At 57.2% G+C, this 15,638-nt stretch carries 14 protein-coding genes; 5 read left to right on the top strand and 9 right to left on the bottom strand.

Annotation, left to right across the window (positions count from 1 at the left end; translation table 11 throughout):
• The first annotated feature begins 137 nt into the window (after positions 1-137).
• From KDX30_RS08145 to KDX30_RS08155, 3 genes are all read left to right on the top strand, one after another.
• Entirely contained in the window at positions 138-1,244 is a 1,107-nt protein-coding gene (locus tag KDX30_RS08145) for an OmpA family protein (RefSeq protein ID WP_231675455.1), read from the top strand.
• Between the two features lie 67 nt (positions 1,245-1,311).
• Positions 1,312-1,959: a pyridoxamine 5'-phosphate oxidase gene (pdxH, locus tag KDX30_RS08150; protein ID WP_099270363.1), complete on the top strand. Its 648-nt coding sequence runs from the start codon at positions 1,312-1,314 to the stop codon at positions 1,957-1,959.
• A gap of 171 nt (positions 1,960-2,130) precedes the next feature.
• Positions 2,131-2,595 carry an outer membrane lipoprotein gene (locus KDX30_RS08155; protein ID WP_027900841.1) on the top strand — a complete coding sequence of 155 codons (465 nt, stop codon included), beginning with the start codon at positions 2,131-2,133 and terminating at the stop codon, positions 2,593-2,595.
• 216 nt (positions 2,596-2,811) lie between these two features.
• Here KDX30_RS08155 and nhaA read toward each other — a convergent pair whose 3' ends face one another.
• The 4 genes from nhaA to KDX30_RS08175 form a co-directional block, all read right to left on the bottom strand.
• Complete coding sequence (gene nhaA / locus KDX30_RS08160) at positions 2,812-3,993, bottom strand: Na+/H+ antiporter NhaA (RefSeq protein ID WP_231675456.1); 1,182 nt, start codon at positions 3,991-3,993, stop codon at positions 2,812-2,814.
• Positions 3,994-4,187: 194 nt separating this feature from the next.
• On the bottom strand, positions 4,188-5,798 hold the full coding sequence (locus KDX30_RS08165; protein ID WP_231675457.1) for an NAD(P)/FAD-dependent oxidoreductase: 1,611 nt from the start codon (positions 5,796-5,798) through the stop codon (positions 4,188-4,190).
• 924 nt (positions 5,799-6,722) lie between these two features.
• Positions 6,723-7,403 carry a COG3650 family protein gene (locus KDX30_RS08170; RefSeq protein ID WP_027900844.1) on the bottom strand — a complete coding sequence of 227 codons (681 nt, stop codon included), beginning with the start codon at positions 7,401-7,403 and terminating at the stop codon, positions 6,723-6,725.
• A 61-nt stretch (positions 7,404-7,464) separates the two neighbouring features.
• Complete coding sequence (locus KDX30_RS08175) at positions 7,465-8,064, bottom strand: short chain dehydrogenase (RefSeq protein ID WP_027900845.1); 600 nt, start codon at positions 8,062-8,064, stop codon at positions 7,465-7,467.
• Positions 8,065-8,177: 113 nt separating this feature from the next.
• Between KDX30_RS08175 and KDX30_RS08180 the strand changes: the two genes are divergently transcribed.
• Entirely contained in the window at positions 8,178-9,101 is a 924-nt protein-coding gene (locus tag KDX30_RS08180) for a LysR family transcriptional regulator (protein ID WP_231675458.1), read from the top strand.
• 249 nt (positions 9,102-9,350) lie between these two features.
• Here KDX30_RS08180 and KDX30_RS08185 read toward each other — a convergent pair whose 3' ends face one another.
• The 5 genes from KDX30_RS08185 to KDX30_RS08205 form a co-directional block, all read right to left on the bottom strand.
• Positions 9,351-10,052: an ABC transporter ATP-binding protein gene (locus KDX30_RS08185; RefSeq protein ID WP_027900847.1), complete on the bottom strand. Its 702-nt coding sequence runs from the start codon at positions 10,050-10,052 to the stop codon at positions 9,351-9,353.
• On the bottom strand, positions 10,053-10,820 hold the full coding sequence (livG, locus tag KDX30_RS08190; RefSeq protein ID WP_027900848.1) for a high-affinity branched-chain amino acid ABC transporter ATP-binding protein LivG: 768 nt from the start codon (positions 10,818-10,820) through the stop codon (positions 10,053-10,055).
• Positions 10,817-12,073, bottom strand: coding sequence for a high-affinity branched-chain amino acid ABC transporter permease LivM (locus KDX30_RS08195; RefSeq protein ID WP_122807300.1), 1,257 nt, complete (start codon positions 12,071-12,073; stop codon positions 10,817-10,819). Before KDX30_RS08195 ends, livG begins: the two co-directional genes overlap by 4 nt.
• Positions 12,070-12,999, bottom strand: coding sequence for a high-affinity branched-chain amino acid ABC transporter permease LivH (gene livH / locus KDX30_RS08200; protein ID WP_099270753.1), 930 nt, complete (start codon positions 12,997-12,999; stop codon positions 12,070-12,072). The genes KDX30_RS08195 and livH overlap by 4 nt, the downstream gene beginning before the upstream one ends.
• A 215-nt stretch (positions 13,000-13,214) precedes the next feature.
• The gene (locus KDX30_RS08205) at positions 13,215-14,342 is read right to left on the bottom strand and encodes a branched-chain amino acid ABC transporter substrate-binding protein (RefSeq protein WP_099270752.1); all 1,128 of its coding nucleotides are present in this window, start codon (positions 14,340-14,342) and stop codon (positions 13,215-13,217) included.
• Positions 14,343-14,668: 326 nt separating this feature from the next.
• On the opposite strand from KDX30_RS08205, the gene KDX30_RS08210 reads away from it, so the two are divergent.
• Entirely contained in the window at positions 14,669-14,974 is a 306-nt protein-coding gene (locus KDX30_RS08210; RefSeq protein WP_027898121.1) for a DUF2288 domain-containing protein, read from the top strand.
• Positions 14,975-15,638 lie beyond the last annotated feature (664 nt).

Genomic DNA, 15,638 nt, shown 5'->3' on the forward strand with positions numbered 1-15,638 from the left:
CTTGTTTAATACCGACTGTCAGTTAATACCCCCGAACAGGAACCGTGCGACGGTTTCCTTTTCCAACTGCCCGTTTATGCGTGTTATATGGGCACTGCCAAGTTCATTGTCTGTTTACTACTTTTTGTGGGTCATCCATGTCATCCAATAAAAGCCTCGCAATCGCCCTTTGCCTCGCCGTAACCGGCTGTGCGCAAACGCCAAAAAATGATTCCGCTGACGCTGGCAACAGCTGGTGGTCGTTCGGCTCTGACAAGGTTGCCGACGCAGCACCTGTCAAATCCCCGGAAAAAGCTCCTGCCGCTGCTCCGACTGCTGCTGCCAAGCCTGCTGCTCCAGTAGCCAAGGCCGAGAGCGGCACTCATTGGTACTGGCCGTTCGCATCCAGTGACAGTGCCGAGCCAAAAGCTGAAGTGGCTGCAGCACCCGCCGCCAAACCAGCGGACAAGAGCGTGCCGCCGCTGATTGCCAAGAGTGAAACCGATAGCAAGTGGTGGTGGCCGTTCGGCGGCGACAAGAAAGAAGAAGCCAAGGCAGTGCCCAAGGTTGATCCTAAAGTGACTCAGGCCTGGCTGGATGACTACGAGCCACGCCTGCGCCTGGCCATCAAGGACAGCCCGTTCGAACTTGAGCGTCGTGAAGATGTTCTGGTGATCACTGCCCCTGTAGACAGCTCGTTCAACCCTGATCGTCCGGCCATGTTGCTGCCAGTGACACTGGGCCCGATCACGCGTCTGGCCAAACTGGTTGAAGCTGATCCGAAAACCGCTGTTCTGGTATTGGGTCACGCGGACACCACCGGCGCAGCCCCGGCGAATCAGAAAATCAGCCAGGAACGCGCCCAGTCGGTTGCGGCTATTTTCCGCCTCAGTGGTCTGGAGCGTAATCGCCTGAGCCTGCGTGGCATGGGCGCCGTCATGCCCCGTGCAGCCAATGACAGCGCTGAAGGTCGCAAGCTGAACCGTCGTGTGGAAATCGTCATGACGCCGGAAAACACCATGCTCGCGCTGATGAGCAAATACGCCTTGCCGCCAGCGCCGACCATGGTTGCTGCTCAAGACGTCAAACCAGCGCCAGCCGTTGCTCCTGCGCCAGCCAAAGCAGCACCGGCCAAGAAAGCTGCTGCGAGCAAGCCTGCTGCCAAGAAAGCCGCTCCGGCGAAAAAGGCGACGCCCGCCAAGGCTGCTCCTGCCAAGGCCGCAGTGAAGAAGAAACCTGCGGCTACCGATCAGGCCAGCAACTAAAACACTCGCAGACTCGCGCCTGAATGCGCGAGTCTGCGACGTTGTTTTTCAATCAAGGAAAGACGTCATGACCCAGTCTCTGGCCGACATGCGCCGTGACTATGCCCGCGATGGTTTGACTGAAGCGCAGGCGCCCGATGAGCCGTTCGCGCTTTTTCATCAATGGTTTGCCGAGGCGGTCAAAACCGAGCAGGCACCTGTTGAGGCCAATGCGATGACGCTGGCGACGGTTGATGATCAAGGCCGTCCACATTGCCGCATTCTGTTGCTCAAGGGCCTGGACGCTGAAGGCTTCACGTTCTTCACCAACTACGACAGCGCTAAAGGGCAGCAACTGGCAGCACGTCCGTTTGCGGCGATGACGTTCTTCTGGCCGACGCTGGAGCGTCAGGTACGGATTGAGGGGCAAGTGGTGAAAGTCACTCCCGAAGAGTCCGACGCCTATTTTCAGGTGCGTCCTTTGGGTAGCCGTCTTGGGGCCTGGGCTTCACCTCAAAGTCGGGTTATCGCCGATCGCTCCGAGCTTGAAGGGATGATTAAAGCCACCGAGCAACGCTTCATGGACATCCAGCCGCATTGCCCTGAGCACTGGGGTGGTTACCGTCTGCTGCCTGAGCGCATCGAGTTCTGGCAAGGCCGCCCTAGTCGTCTGCACGACCGTCTGAATTATCGCCTTGTGGACACACAGTGGACACGCGAGCGTCTGGCTCCTTAGCCGCCTGTTAACCCATCGGTTTGTTTGAATTATTCAGCGGCCAACTCGTCCTAGAGTTATGGCAGCCGGTGCTGTATACCGCCTGAATGAAAATAAATTAACGAGGCGCGGCACGTGACAGCGCTCACAGCGCAGAGTCTAATGGCTGCATGTTCCTCTGGAGATACCTTTATGCGTAAGTCTGTTCTGCTGGTTGCCACGTTCACTGCTTTGGCCATGACCCTCACTGGGTGCATGTCGAACCTGACTGGCGACTCTTATTCCCGTGACGAAGCGCGGACAGTGCAGACCGTTCGCCTGGGCACCATCGAATCTCTGCGTCCGGTCAAGATCGAAGGCAGCAAGACGCCAATCGGCGCGGGTGCTGGCGCGGTCGTCGGTGGCGTCGGCGGCAGTGCCATCGGTGGTGGCCGTGGCAGCATCGTCATGGCCGTTATCGGTGCGGTAGCGGGTGGCTTGCTGGGTTCTGCCACTGAAGAAGGTCTGACCCGTACCCAGGGCGTTGAAATCACTGTGCGTGAAGACGATGGCTCTATGCGTGCTTACGTGCAGCAAGTTCAGGAAAACGAGATTTTCCGGGTGGGCGAGCGCGTTCGCATCATGACCGTCAACGGTACCAGCCGCGTCTCTCATTGAGTGACTGCACCGTTTCAGTAGCGTCTTGAAACATAAAAACCCGATCCTGGTGATCGGGTTTTTTGTGGGTGATCGTTGGTGACTTTGGCATCACGCTGTTTCCTGTGTCGCGCAGCAAATGCTTTCCCTGTAGGAGCTGCCGAAGGCTGCGATGCATTCATCCTGACATACCGCTATCGCAGCCTTCGGCAGCTCCTACAAAAGATTAATTTCAATTCAACGGACTGGATTTTTCCGACTGCTGACTGCCATGACGGCATAACCGATAAAGGCCGCGAGTATCGAACCGGTCAGAATCCCCATGCGATCCACGCCCGCGTATTCGCTACTGCCTGGCACATACGCCAGCGAGCCGACGAACAGGCTCATGGTGAAACCAATCCCGCAGAGAATCGAGACACCCAGCACCTGACCCCAGTTGGCTCCGCCGGGGAGTTTGGCGATACCGATCCTGATCGCAAGCCAGGTGAGACCAAACACGCCAACAGTCTTGCCCAGCAGCAAGCCAGCCGCGATGCCCATCGGCACGTGATGGGTGAAGCTTTCCAGTGTGACGCCACTCAGTGATACACCCGCGTTGGCAAAGGCGAATAGCGGCAGAATGCCGTAAGCCACCCAGGGATGCAGCGCGTGTTCCAGGGTCAGCAGTGGTGATGAGTCATGGTCAGCTGTGCGTAAAGGAATACAGAACGCCAACACCACGCCCGCGAGCGTCGCATGCACACCGCTTTTGAGTACGCAGACCCAGAGCAGCAGACCGATCAGCAGATAAGGGCCCAGCTTACGTACGCCTAACCTGTTCATCGCAATCAACGCCACGATCGAAGAGCCCGCCAGGATCAGCGACAGGTTCGACAGTTCGCCTGAATAGAACAGCGCGATGACGATGATCGCGCCGAGGTCATCGATGATCGCCAGCGTCATCAGAAACAGCTTGAGCGACACCGGGACTCGCTTGCCCAGCAACGCCAGCACGCCCAGCGCGAAAGCAATGTCGGTGGCCATGGGAATCGCCCAGCCATTCATCGCCGCCGCATCGCCTTTGTTCAGCGCCCAGAACACCAGCGCCGGAATCACCATACCGCCAATGGCCGCCGTGCCCGGAAGAATGATCAGCGAGGGGCGTGAAAGATGGCCCTCCAGAACTTCCCGTTTAACCTCCAGGCCTATCAGCAGAAAGAACAGCGCCATCATCCCGTCATTGATCCACAGCAATAGCGGCTTGGCGATTTTTACAGCGCCGATCTGCGCCACAACGGGGGTGTCGAGGAACGCGTTATACATCCACGACAGCGGCGAGTTATTGATGAGCAGCGCCAACGCAGCGGCGGCGATCAATAACAGACCACCCGCCGCTTCAAGCTGGAAAAAACGAGTGACAGTAATACGCAGAGGCAAGGTTTGCGCTCCCATCCAACAAAAAGGAGCGACACCCTAACCCGGACTTCCCGTCGTTAAAACAAAAGTTATATTCGTTTTTGTTCTAAGCGGAATGACCGGTTTAGAGTGTTTCCAAGTCTGTCAGTTAGTGCGTTTTTAGTGGTAGGAAGATTCTTTTTGTGGTGTGGGAATCTTCTGAAATCTCACTTGGATCAGACTTCGATACCCAAGATGCTTCTTGCTAAAGCCTCAGCGATTCGAATGCCATCAACCCCGGCTGACAAGATGCCTCCGGCGTAACCTGCACCTTCACCGGCCGGAAACAGGCCTTTGACGTTCAGGCTTTGCATACTTTCGTTTCGGGTGATACGCAATGGCGCAGAAGTACGGGTTTCGATCCCGGTCAGCACGGCGTCATGCAGGGCGAAACCTTTGATCTGCTTATCGAACGCTGGCAGTGCTTCACGAATGGCTTCGATGGCATAAGCGGGCAGGGCGTCTGCCAGGTCCACCAGCTTGACGCCCGGCTTGTAGGATGGCTCTACGCTACCGAGTGCCTGCGATGTTTTGCCTGCAATGAAATCACCAACCAACTGCGCAGGCGCTTCATAAGTGCTTCCGCCCAGCACATAGGCGTGGGATTCAAGACGCTCTTGCAGTTCGATGCCCGCCAGTGGGCTGCCCGGATAATCTTCGGGGGTAATACCGACCACGATGCCTGAGTTGGCATTGCGTTCGTTACGTGAGTACTGGCTCATGCCGTTGGTGACGACGCGATTGGGTTCAGACGTCGCGGCCACCACCGTACCGCCCGGGCACATGCAGAAGCTGTACACCGAACGACCGTTTTTGGCGTGGTGCACCAGCTTGTAATCGGCCGCTCCCAGTTTTGGATGCCCGGCGTACTTGCCCAGGCGAGCACGGTCGATCAGCGATTGTGGGTGTTCAATACGAAAGCCCACGGAAAACGGCTTGGCTTCCATGTAAACGCCACGGCTGTGCAGCATCCTGAATGTGTCACGAGCGCTGTGCCCCAAGGCCATGATCACGTGCCGGGAGTCGATACGCTCGCCACCGTCGAGCACCACACCCTGCAGTTGGCCGTTGTCGATCAGCACGTCGGTCACGCGTTGCTCGAAGCGCACTTCACCGCCCAGCGCTTCGATCTGGTGACGCATGTTTTCCACGACGCCAGTCAGCCGGAACGTACCGATGTGGGGTTTGCTGACGTAGAGGATTTCCTCTGGTGCGCCAGCTTTGACGAACTCGTGCAGGACCTTGCGACCGTGAAATTTCGGGTCCTTGATCTGGCTGTAGAGCTTGCCGTCGGAGAAGGTCCCGGCGCCGCCTTCGCCAAACTGCACGTTGGACTCGGGGTTCAGCACGTTCTTGCGCCACAGGCCCCAGGTGTCTTTGGTGCGCTGACGGACTTCCTTGCCGCGCTCAAGGATGATCGGTTTGAAGCCCATCTGTGCCAGCAGCAGCCCCGCGAAAATCCCGCAGGGGCCGAAGCCGACGACCACTGGGCGTTCGGTCAGTCCTTCTGGCGCATGGCCAACGACTTTATAGCTGACGTCTGGCGCGGGGTTGAGATGACGATCATCGGCATGAAGCAACAGCAGGGCGGCTTCATCACGCACTTCGAAATCGATGGTGTAGATGAAGCACAGCTCGGAAGATTTTTTGCGCGCATCGTAGCTGCGCTTGAACAGGGTGAATTCCAGCAGTTCATCGCTGGCGATGCCCAAGCGCTGCAGGAGGGCGGGACGCAGGTCTTCGTCCGGGTGGTCGATCGGCAGCTTGAGTTCGGTGATTCGTAACATGAAAAGATCCAGTTTCCGGGCCGCAGGATCAGCCCGACAGCGCTACAAGAACCGGGGATTATAAGACACATTGGGGGAGGCGGGGTGGTGGGTTGTCTTGAGTTTGATGGTTACGCTATTAGGGGGGCGAACACATTTATGCCGTGATTTTTGCGTACATATCCGTTGCTGGGTAACGGCTAATATTGGTTGCGCCCTTACGGCGCCTCACTTTTGAGCGCAAAAGTAAGCAAAACGCTCTTGCCCCACCACTAGGTGCCTCGCCTAGGCTCGGCATACCCGGAATCCGACATTGCTGCGTGGGGCCGCCGCCACCGGCCATCCATGGCCTGAGGCGGCTAAACCGGCATCCCTGCCGGTTTGCCCCACGCAGCAATATCGAATTCCGGCCGGCGTGGTTTAACGGGGCGCCTAAGATCAAAATCAAAAGCAGATCACAAGCAGCGGTTTCACATCTGACCGGTAGGAGCGAACTTGTTCGCGAGACGTCACCACAACCAACGCATTCGACATCTGACACACCGCTTCGCAGCCTCCCGCAGCTCCTACAGAAGACCGGAAAGCTCAAACAACCAGGTCGGCTGTCAGGCCGCCGCGCTTTTGATTTTGATCTGGGGCGCCCCGTTAAACCACGCTGGCCGAACGCAGATTCTGAAGCGTGGGCAACCCGGCAAGGATGCCGGGTTAGCCGCATTGGGCCATGGATGGCCCGTTGCGGCGGCCCACGGTTCAGGATCTGCGGGCGGGTACACCGAGCGACAGCGAGGTGCCGAGTGGAGGGGCAAGAGCGTTTTGGTTACTTTTGCGCTGTTCAAAAGTGACGCGCTGTAAAAGCGCAACCAATACCAGCCATTACCCCAAAAACGGATATGTACCCAAAACCACTAAATGCCACGATAAAGATGACGCCGATCTCAACCCAGATCAATCATCCCGCGACCCGCCGTAATACCCGCAACCCCGCGCGGTCTCGCCGTTGATCCGCAACTCGGCAGTCAAATGCTGCACCGAGCCATCCACGCTATCAACGCAACGCTGTGGCGCAACCCAGAGCTCCATCTTGTTGCCGTTGGCCTCACTGCTGACGCTGAACCGCCCATCTGGCAGTTGCTCTTCCACATACGGCACGGCAATAGAGTCTTTGCCCTGACGCTCAATAACCATGCCTTTGCCACTGACGTTAACGTTCCACGCCGGTTTGTTACCGTTGACGTGCAACGTCAGACGCTTGAAATTGGGGTCCTCACAGGCCTGACCTGCGCGTTCGACGCGGTACACCTGACGCAGGTCCAGCTGGCCATCGCTGTCGACCGCTTTACTGGCGACGAACACACCGCGCAGGTCGGCGAAGACCTTGCCGGAGCTGTCCGCCAGGGAAGTCGCTTCCTGCAGGATGCCAGTATTGCCGCCGTCCTTGACCACGTAACGACGCTGCTCATTACACGGCTGGAACATCAGCTTGCCGCTATCGCCGGTCAGATTGCCCTGCATGCGAATCCAGCCAGCCTTCGAGACGGGGTCTGAACCGGAGTGAGAGGCAAGCATCTGGCAGCCAGCGAACAGTGGCAACAGCGCGACGAGCAGAGCGGAACGAACAGCAAACATTGAGTGGTCTCCAGACATGTGCCGCCACGTTACTCAGCCTGCGGCCCCATCACAAGAGGCATTAACCAACGTGATACGTCTGACCGGTCTGCAGGCCCTCGACACTTTTTGCGTAAGCCAGCGCTACATCGGTTGCGGGCACCGGTTTGAAACCCCGGAAATAAGGCGCATAGCTGTCCATGGCTTCAACCAGAACATTAGGGCTGACCGAGTTGACCCGCATACCGCGTGGCAACTCTATGGCCGCTGCCCGGACAAAGGCGTCGATGGCACCATTGACCAGACTGGCCGAACTGCCCGAACGGATCGGATCGTGACTGAGTACCCCGGTAGTGAACGTGAACGACGCGCCGTCGTTGGCGAACTCCCGACCGATCAGCAGCAGGTTGACCTGGCCCATCAATTTGTCCTGCAAGCCAAGGGCGAAGTCGCTTTCAGTCATTTCGGCCAGCGGCGCGAACTTCACATTGCCAGCGGCGCAGACCACAGCATCGAATCGGCCTATCCGTTCGAACAGTTTTCGGATTGAAGCGCTGTCACTAATATCCACCTGCTCTTCTCCACTGTTGCGGCCTGCGCGGACGATCTCGTGACGTTGTGCCAGTTCCTGGGCGATGGCCGAGCCAATGGTGCCACTTGCACCAATCAATAAAATTTTCATGCTGTCGCTCCGAAGATTCATTCATGGATGTCGAGGGACAGTGTAGGGTCGCTATTTGCCGTCGATAAGCGTGCTAATAGGCAACCTTTGGTTCTCATAGGGAAACAATAACAGTGAGCGAAATTGATGACCTGGCAGCCTTTGCGGTACTGATCGACGCAGGAAGTTTCACGGCTGCTGCGGCCCGTCTGGGTTGCAGCAAAGGTTACCTGTCCAAGCGGATCAGCCAGATGGAGCAGGCTTATGGCGTGATGCTGCTGCACCGAAGCACCCGCAGCCTCAGCCTCACTTCTGCTGGCGCAGCGTTGTTGCCGCAAGGGCAGCAGTTGTTGGCCAGCATGGAGCGGGCGCGCAATATCGTTGAGCTGATGCGCGATGACATGGTGGGTCAGGTACGTGTCACGGCCCCGGTGTCTTTGGGGGAGACGTTTTTTGAAGGCTTGCTCATGGAGTTTTCTGCGCAGTACCCACAAGTGAAAGTAGAGCTGGAACTCAATAACGCCTTTCGTGACCTACGCCGGGATGGCTTCGATCTGGCTATTCGCTCCCATGTGGCCAGTGATGAACGCCTCGTCGCCAAGCCATTGCTTGCCATGCAGGAGCTGACGTGTGCCAGCAGTGCTTATTTACAACTTCATGGACAGCCAAATAGCCCTCACGAGCTGATTGCCCATAGCTGTCTGCTAAACAGTCATTACAGCGGTCGCAACGAGTGGCTCTATCACCAGAACCATGAGCTGACTCGGGTTCAGGTCAACGGTACGTTCGCCAGTAACCATTACGGTTTATTGAAGAAGGCGGCACTGGTGGGTGCCGGGATCGCCCGATTGCCGTCGTACATGGTGCATGCCGAGATCAACGACGGTCGCTTGCACTGGCTGTTCCGCGATTATCAGACCAGTACTTCGCCGCTATTTCTGGTGCACCCGTATGAAGGTGAATTACCCAAGCGCATGCAGGTGTTGGCCGATTATCTGTTGAGCTGGTTTCAGCGCAGCAGTGCGGCGCTTGAGCGGTTGGGGGTAAGTGATACCTGAAGCAGGCTGCCGCCTGAATCCGAAGGCAGGCCCCTGGGATATTCTATGTCGAACCAATTCCTGTGCAGACTGTGTGGGAGCGAATTTATTCGCGAAGGGGCCGGTACATACGCAGCAGATGTATTGACTGAAATACCGCCTTCGCGAATAAATTCGCTCCCACACAGCCTGCACAGGTCCAGCGTTAAATGTGATACGTCACTGTAATAAAAAACGGCCCGAAGGCCGTTTTCTTATTGCAGCGAATCATCAACCACCCAAATAGGCATCACGCACTTTCGGGTCTACCAGCAGTTCTTCACCGGTGCCTTGCATCACCACACGACCGTTTTCCAGCACATAGGCCCGGTCGGCGATCTTCAAGGCCTGGTTGGCGTTTTGCTCGACCAGAAACACCGTCACGCCATCACGACGCAGTTGTTCGACGATCTCGAAAATCTGCTGAATGATGATCGGCGCCAAACCCAGTGAGGGCTCGTCCAGCAACAGCAGCTTGGGCTTGCTCATCAGCGCACGGCCGATCGCGAGCATTTGCTGTTCGCCGCCGGACATGGTGCCGCCGCGTTGGTTGAAGCGTTCTTTCAGGCGCGGGAACAGGTGCAGGACTTTGTCCATCTGCTCCTGATAGTCGTCCTTTTCTGTGAAGAAGCCGCCCATGGCGAGATTCTCTTCCACGGTCAGACGCGCAAACACGCGACGACCTTCCGGGACCACGGCGATGCTTTTACGCATGATCACCGATGATTCCAGACCGACCAGTTCTTCACCCATGTAACGGATGCTGCCGCTGTGGGCGCGGGGCGAACCGCACAAGGTCATCAGCAGCGTGGATTTACCCGCACCGTTGGCACCGATGAGCGTCACGATCTCGCCCTGGCGCACGTCTACATTGACGTCGTGCAAGGCCTGGATTTTGCCGTAGAAGGTGGAAACGTTTTCGAATTGCAGCATTTACGCTTCCCCCAGGTAGGCTTTGATCACTTCAGGATTGTCGCGAATCTGTGCCGGCGTACCGTCAGCCAGCGGTGTGCCCTGATTGATCACCACAATGTGGTCGGAAATGCTCATCACCAGCTTCATGTCGTGTTCGATCAACAGAACAGTCGCGTTGTGATCGTTACGCAGTACGCCGATCAAAGCCTTGAGGTCTTCGGTTTCCTTCGGATTCAGACCAGCAGCAGGCTCGTCGAGCATCAGGATGCGCGGACGGGTCATCATGCAGCGAGCGATTTCCAGACGGCGTTGCTGACCATAGGCGAGGGTGCCCGCCGTACGGTTGGCGAACTCCTTGAGGTTGACCGCTTCCAGCCAGTGAGCAGCATATTCCATGGCCTCCTGCTCACTGCGACGGAACGCCGGAGTGCGGAACAGGCCGGACAGGAAATTGGTATTCAGGTGACGGTGCTGTGCAACCAGCAGGTTTTCCAGTGCCGTCATTTCCTTGAACAGGCGCACGTTCTGGAAAGTCCGCACCACGCCTTTGCGGGCGATCTGATGACCGGCCAGACCTTGAATCGGCTCGCCGTCGAGCAGAATGGTGCCTGCGGTTGGCTTGTAGAAACCGGTCAGGCAGTTGAATACCGTGGTCTTGCCAGCACCGTTAGGGCCGATCATCGACACGACTTGTTTCTCATTGACGGTCAGGCCTACACCGTTGACCGCCAGCAGACCGCCAAAGCGCATGCTCAGGCCGCTGACTTCGAGGATTGGGCGGCTCATTTGCGCAGCTCCATGTGTGGACGTTGCATGGGCAGCAGACCTTGAGGACGCCAGATCATCATCAGCACCATCATGGCGCCGAACATCAACATGCGGTATTCGCTGAACTCACGCATCAGTTCAGGCAGCAGGATCATGACGATGGCCGCGAGGATGACGCCCAGTTGCGAGCCCATGCCACCCAATACGACGATGGCGAGAATGATCGCCGACTCGATGAAGGTGAACGACTCCGGCGTGATCAGGCCTTGGCGAGCGGCGAAGAAGCTGCCTGCGAAACCGGCAAATGCTGCACCCAGGGTGAAGGCCGACAACTTGATGATGGTCGGATTCAGGCCCAGCGCACGGCAGGCGATTTCGTCTTCACGCAACGCTTCCCAGGCACGACCGATAGGCATGCGCAGCAGACGGTTGATGACGAACAGCGCAGCCAGTGCCAGCAGCAGAGCAACCAGATACAGGAAGATTACTTTGTTGATCGAGTTGTACGGCAGCCCGAAATACTCGTGGAAGGTCTGCATGCCTTCAGCCGCTTTACGCTCGAACGACAGGCCGAACAGGGTCGGTTTCTCGATGTTGCTGATGCCGTTCGGGCCGCCGGTGAGGTCGGTCATGTTGCGCAGCAGCAGGCGGATGATTTCGCCGAAGCCCAGGGTCACGATGGCCAGATAGTCGCCGCGCAGACGCAATACCGGGAAGCCCAGCAGGAAGCCGAACAGCGCCGCCATCATTCCCGCAATCGGCAGGCAGATCCAGAAACCCAGGCCGAAGTAGTGGGAGAGCAGGGCGTAGCTGTAAGCACCCACGGCATAGAAGCCGACGTAGCCCAGATCCAGCAGACCGGCCAGACCGACCACGATGTTCAGGCCCAGGCCGAGCATCACGTAGATCAGGATCAGCGTGGCGATATCCACCGCGCCTCGGGAGCCGAAGAACGGCCAGACCAATGCGACCATTACCAGGCCGAGAATGATCCAGCGCTGGGTGGAGGGCAGGCTCAGGAAGTTGCTGGCCTTGGCTGGCACCAGTGGCATATTCGGTGAGGAGCGCCATGCCGCAGTGATCTGCTCATTGAACAGCACGCGCAGGAACATCGCGATGGCGCCGGCAATAATCACGCTCACGGTGGTGGTACTGGCACCAATGACGGCCAGTTTGACGCCGACGATTTCCAGCTTCAGTCCGAAAACCGGGTAGGCCACGGCCAGCACCAGCAAGGCGCTGAAAAACGCCGATTTGAGATTTTTGGTCATACTTTTTCAACCTCCGGACGGCCGAGCAGGCCGGTCGGCCGGAACAACAGCACCAATACGAGAAGACCGAACGCCACCACATCCTTGTATTGGTCGCCGAAGATATCGGCACCAAACGCTTCTGCCACGCCGAGCACCAGACCACCGAGCATCGCGCCCGGGATACTGCCGATACCGCCCAGTACCGCTGCGGTGAAGGCTTTGATGCCGACCAGGAAGCCCGCGTTGGGGTTGATCACGCCGTACTGCATGCTCAGCAATACGGCAGCGACCGCCGCCAGTGCTGCACCGATGACGAAGGTCAGAGCGATGATGTTGTTGGTGTTGATACCCAACAGGTTGGCCATCTTGATGTCTTCCGCACAGGCGCGGCAGGCGCGACCCAGACGCGAGCGGGAGATGAACCATGTCAGGCCGAGCATCGCGATCAGTGTCACGACGAAGATCAGCACCTGCATATAGGAAATCACGACTTCATGGGTGCTGGCCGAGCCAAACACGAAGTTGCCGGGAATCAGGTTGGGGATCGATTTATCTTTTGAGTCCTGAGACAGCAGAACCGAGTTCTGCAGAAAGATCGACATACCAATGGCAGAGATCAGCGGGATCAGACGGTTACTGCCACGCAGCGGTCGATAGGCCACGCGTTCGATGGAATAACCGTAGGCGCTGGTGACGACGATACTCGCGACAAACGCTGCAGTGATAACCAGCGGCAGGCTGTCGATACCCATCATGGTCAAACCGGCGATGGCGATGAAGGCGACGTAGGAACCGATCATGTACACCTCGCCGTGGGCGAAGTTGATCATGCCGATGATGCCGTAGACCATCGTGTAACCGATGGCGATCAAGGCATAAGTGCTGCCAATGGTCAGACCATTAACCAGCTGTTGGAAGAAGTGATAGATATCTATCTCGGGCATTACAGCGTGCTCCTAAAAACCTGCTCTATGTTTCACTGGTGAAGTCTTGGCCGCTTGCACGTCGTGGTATGTGTCCACGTTGGATACAAGCCCAGTGAATCACTGGTGACGGTTTCAAGATGGTCAGCGACAGGTGGTCTTGTGGATCGCCTGCGCTCGTAAAACAAAGCCCACTGCGGTTGCAGTGGGCTCTGGGTTCAACTTATGGCGAATGCTTACTTCACAGGCGCTTCAGTTTTGGTGCCGTCTTTGTGCCAGGTGTAGACCACGAATTTGAAGTCTTTCAGGTCACCCTTGTCATCGAACGACAGGTCGCCGGTTGGCGTCTTGAAGGTGCCAGCGTGGATAGCTTTGGCCACTTTGTCAGTGTCTTCGCTTTTCGCAGCGGTGATGCCATCAGCGATGACCTGAACCGCCGCGTAAGCCGGGAACACGAACGGACCGCTTGGGTCTTCTTTCTTGGCTTTGAACGCTTCAACCAGAGCCTTGTTGGCCGGGTCCTGGTCGAACGAAGCAGGCAAGGTGACCAGCAGGCCTTCGGACGCATCCTGAGCGATCTGCGAGATCGACGCGTTACCCACGCCTTCCGGACCCATGAAACCGGCTTTCAGACCTTTTTCCTGAGCTTGACGCAGGATCAGGCCCAGTTCCGGGTGGTAGCCGCCGTAGTAAACGAAATCGACGTTGGCTTGTTTCATCTTCGCGATCAGCGACGAGAAGTCTTTGTCGCCAGCGTTGATGCCTTCGAACAGCGCGACTTTTACGCCGTCTTTTTCCAGCGTCTGCTTGACGGCAGTGGCGATGCCTTCACCGTACTGTTGCTTGTCGTGGATGACGGCGACGGTTTTAGGTTTGACCTGTTTGGCGATGTAGTTGCCAGCCGCCGGGCCTTGCGCACTGTCCAGACCAATGGTGCGGAAGATCAGCTTGTAGCCACGTGCAGTGATTTCCGGGCTGGTTGCAGCCGGAGTCACCATGATGATGCCTTCGTCTTCGTAGATGTCCGAAGCCGGTTGGGTGGAGCTGGAGCACAGGTGGCCGACCACGAACTTGACGCCGTCGTTGACGACTTTGTTGGCTACCGCGACCGCTTGTTTCGGATCGCAGGCATCATCGTATTCAACGACTTCGAGTTTCTTGCCATCGACGCCGCCTTTGGCGTTGATCTGCTCAATGGCCATTTTTGCGCCGCTGAACTGCATGTCGCCGTACTGGGCAACTGCGCCGGTCTTTGGACCTGCGATGCCGATCTTGATGGTGTCTGCTGCGAACGAATGGCTGGCAACCCCCGCCATAACCAATGCGGCAAACAGCCTGGAAAGCTTCTTGGTACCCTTAGTCATGATGCTCCACTCTTGTGTTTTAATTTTTATAATCCTGATGCCTAGGCAGCGGGACCGGATTTTAAACACCGATCAGCCCCCCGGCAAACTGTACCGGAACAGTTTAGAGCGCCGGTCAATGGCTTGAATAGCTAGCCGCAGGGGGCAAAAACGATCAATGTCGCTTAATCGTAAGAAAGATACAGAATCATGCGGTTCGACCTGTCCAATCGACCTCTAAACCCCTGGTTTTCCTGATCTTCCCTGCAATCAATTACTTGTATCTGGGTTTGTCTTGAGCGGACTCGGCGCTATCATTCGCGTCGATTTTCTTTTCGGTGAAACCCATGAGCGAAGAACCAAGCACCCTCTATGCCAAACTGCTCGGCGAAACGGCATCAATTACCTGGACCGAGCTTCAGCCGTTCTTTGCGCGAGGTGCCCTGTTGTGGGTCGAGCCGACGCTGGATTTGATCGAGGTGGCACAGGCGGTTGCGCAGAACGAAGCGGATAAAGTCAGTGCATGGCTTGCCAGTGGTGAAGTCGGCAAGGTGGCTGAAGCCAAGGCGCTAGAGCTTGTGGAGCGTGATCCGGTGCTCTGGGCCGTTGTGGTGGCACCCTGGGTTCTGGTCCAGGACAGGGCGCCCGCTTAGTTAGCGATCTTTTTTGGTGCGAAATGCGGGTTCAAGTGGGAAGTCTGGTAACTGCGGCCGGGGTTTCGGGGTAGCGAAATATCTCAACAGGCTGCGCAGAATCTCTTGGAGATTTCATGGCAAGCCTCTTGGCTCAATTCCCCGTGGGAGATTCTATGTTGGCCCGCGAACACAAATCTGTGGGAGCGAATTCATTCGCGAAGAGGCCGGTACATTCGATGTATGTGTGCCGTCAGGAATGCCGCCTCCTCGAATGAATTCGGTCCCACAGGCTCTTCATGAGGCCGAGTCGTGCGCAATCCCGTGGGAGCGAATTCATTCGCGAAGGGGCCGGTAGATTCGATGTATCTGTGCCATCAGGAATGCCGCCTTCCCGAATGAATTCGGCCCCACAGGCTCTTCATGAAGCCGAGTCGTGCGCAATCCCGTGGGAGCGAATTCATTCGCGAAGGGGCCGGTACATCCGATGTATCTGTGCCGTCAGGAATGCCGCCTCCCCGAATGAATTCGGCCCCACAGGCTCTTCATGAAGCCGAGTCGTGCGCAATCCCGTGGGAGCGAATTTATTCGCGAAGGGGCCGGTAGATTCGATGTATCTGTGCCATCAGGAATGCCGCCTTCCCGAATGAATTCGGCCCCACAGGCTCTTCATGAAGCCGAGTCG

Origin of the sequence: Pseudomonas quasicaspiana (genome assembly GCF_021147825.1) — a bacterium.
In the GTDB taxonomy this organism is placed as follows: Bacteria; Pseudomonadota; Gammaproteobacteria; order Pseudomonadales; family Pseudomonadaceae; genus Aquipseudomonas; species Aquipseudomonas quasicaspiana.

What these genes read in the sequence shown, in the direction of transcription:
- KDX30_RS08175 (WP_027900845.1), bottom strand. Translation starts at nt 8,064, where the DNA reads ATGAAAATTTTATTGATTGGTGCAAGTGGCACCATTGGCTCGGCCATC.
- livG (WP_027900848.1), bottom strand. Translation starts at nt 10,820, where the DNA reads ATGAGCCGCCCAATCCTCGAAGTCAGCGGCCTGAGCATGCGCTTTGGC.
- KDX30_RS08170 (WP_027900844.1), bottom strand. Translation starts at nt 7,403, where the DNA reads ATGTTTGCTGTTCGTTCCGCTCTGCTCGTCGCGCTGTTGCCACTGTTC.
- KDX30_RS08185 (WP_027900847.1), bottom strand. Translation starts at nt 10,052, where the DNA reads ATGCTGCAATTCGAAAACGTTTCCACCTTCTACGGCAAAATCCAGGCC.
- KDX30_RS08165 (WP_231675457.1), bottom strand. Translation starts at nt 5,798, where the DNA reads ATGTTACGAATCACCGAACTCAAGCTGCCGATCGACCACCCGGACGAA.
- KDX30_RS08145 (WP_231675455.1), top strand. Translation starts at nt 138, where the DNA reads ATGTCATCCAATAAAAGCCTCGCAATCGCCCTTTGCCTCGCCGTAACC.
- pdxH (WP_099270363.1), top strand. Translation starts at nt 1,312, where the DNA reads ATGACCCAGTCTCTGGCCGACATGCGCCGTGACTATGCCCGCGATGGT.
- KDX30_RS08155 (WP_027900841.1), top strand. Translation starts at nt 2,131, where the DNA reads ATGCGTAAGTCTGTTCTGCTGGTTGCCACGTTCACTGCTTTGGCCATG.
- KDX30_RS08210 (WP_027898121.1), top strand. Translation starts at nt 14,669, where the DNA reads ATGAGCGAAGAACCAAGCACCCTCTATGCCAAACTGCTCGGCGAAACG.
- livH (WP_099270753.1), bottom strand. Translation starts at nt 12,999, where the DNA reads ATGCCCGAGATAGATATCTATCACTTCTTCCAACAGCTGGTTAATGGT.
- KDX30_RS08205 (WP_099270752.1), bottom strand. Translation starts at nt 14,342, where the DNA reads ATGACTAAGGGTACCAAGAAGCTTTCCAGGCTGTTTGCCGCATTGGTT.
- KDX30_RS08195 (WP_122807300.1), bottom strand. Translation starts at nt 12,073, where the DNA reads ATGACCAAAAATCTCAAATCGGCGTTTTTCAGCGCCTTGCTGGTGCTG.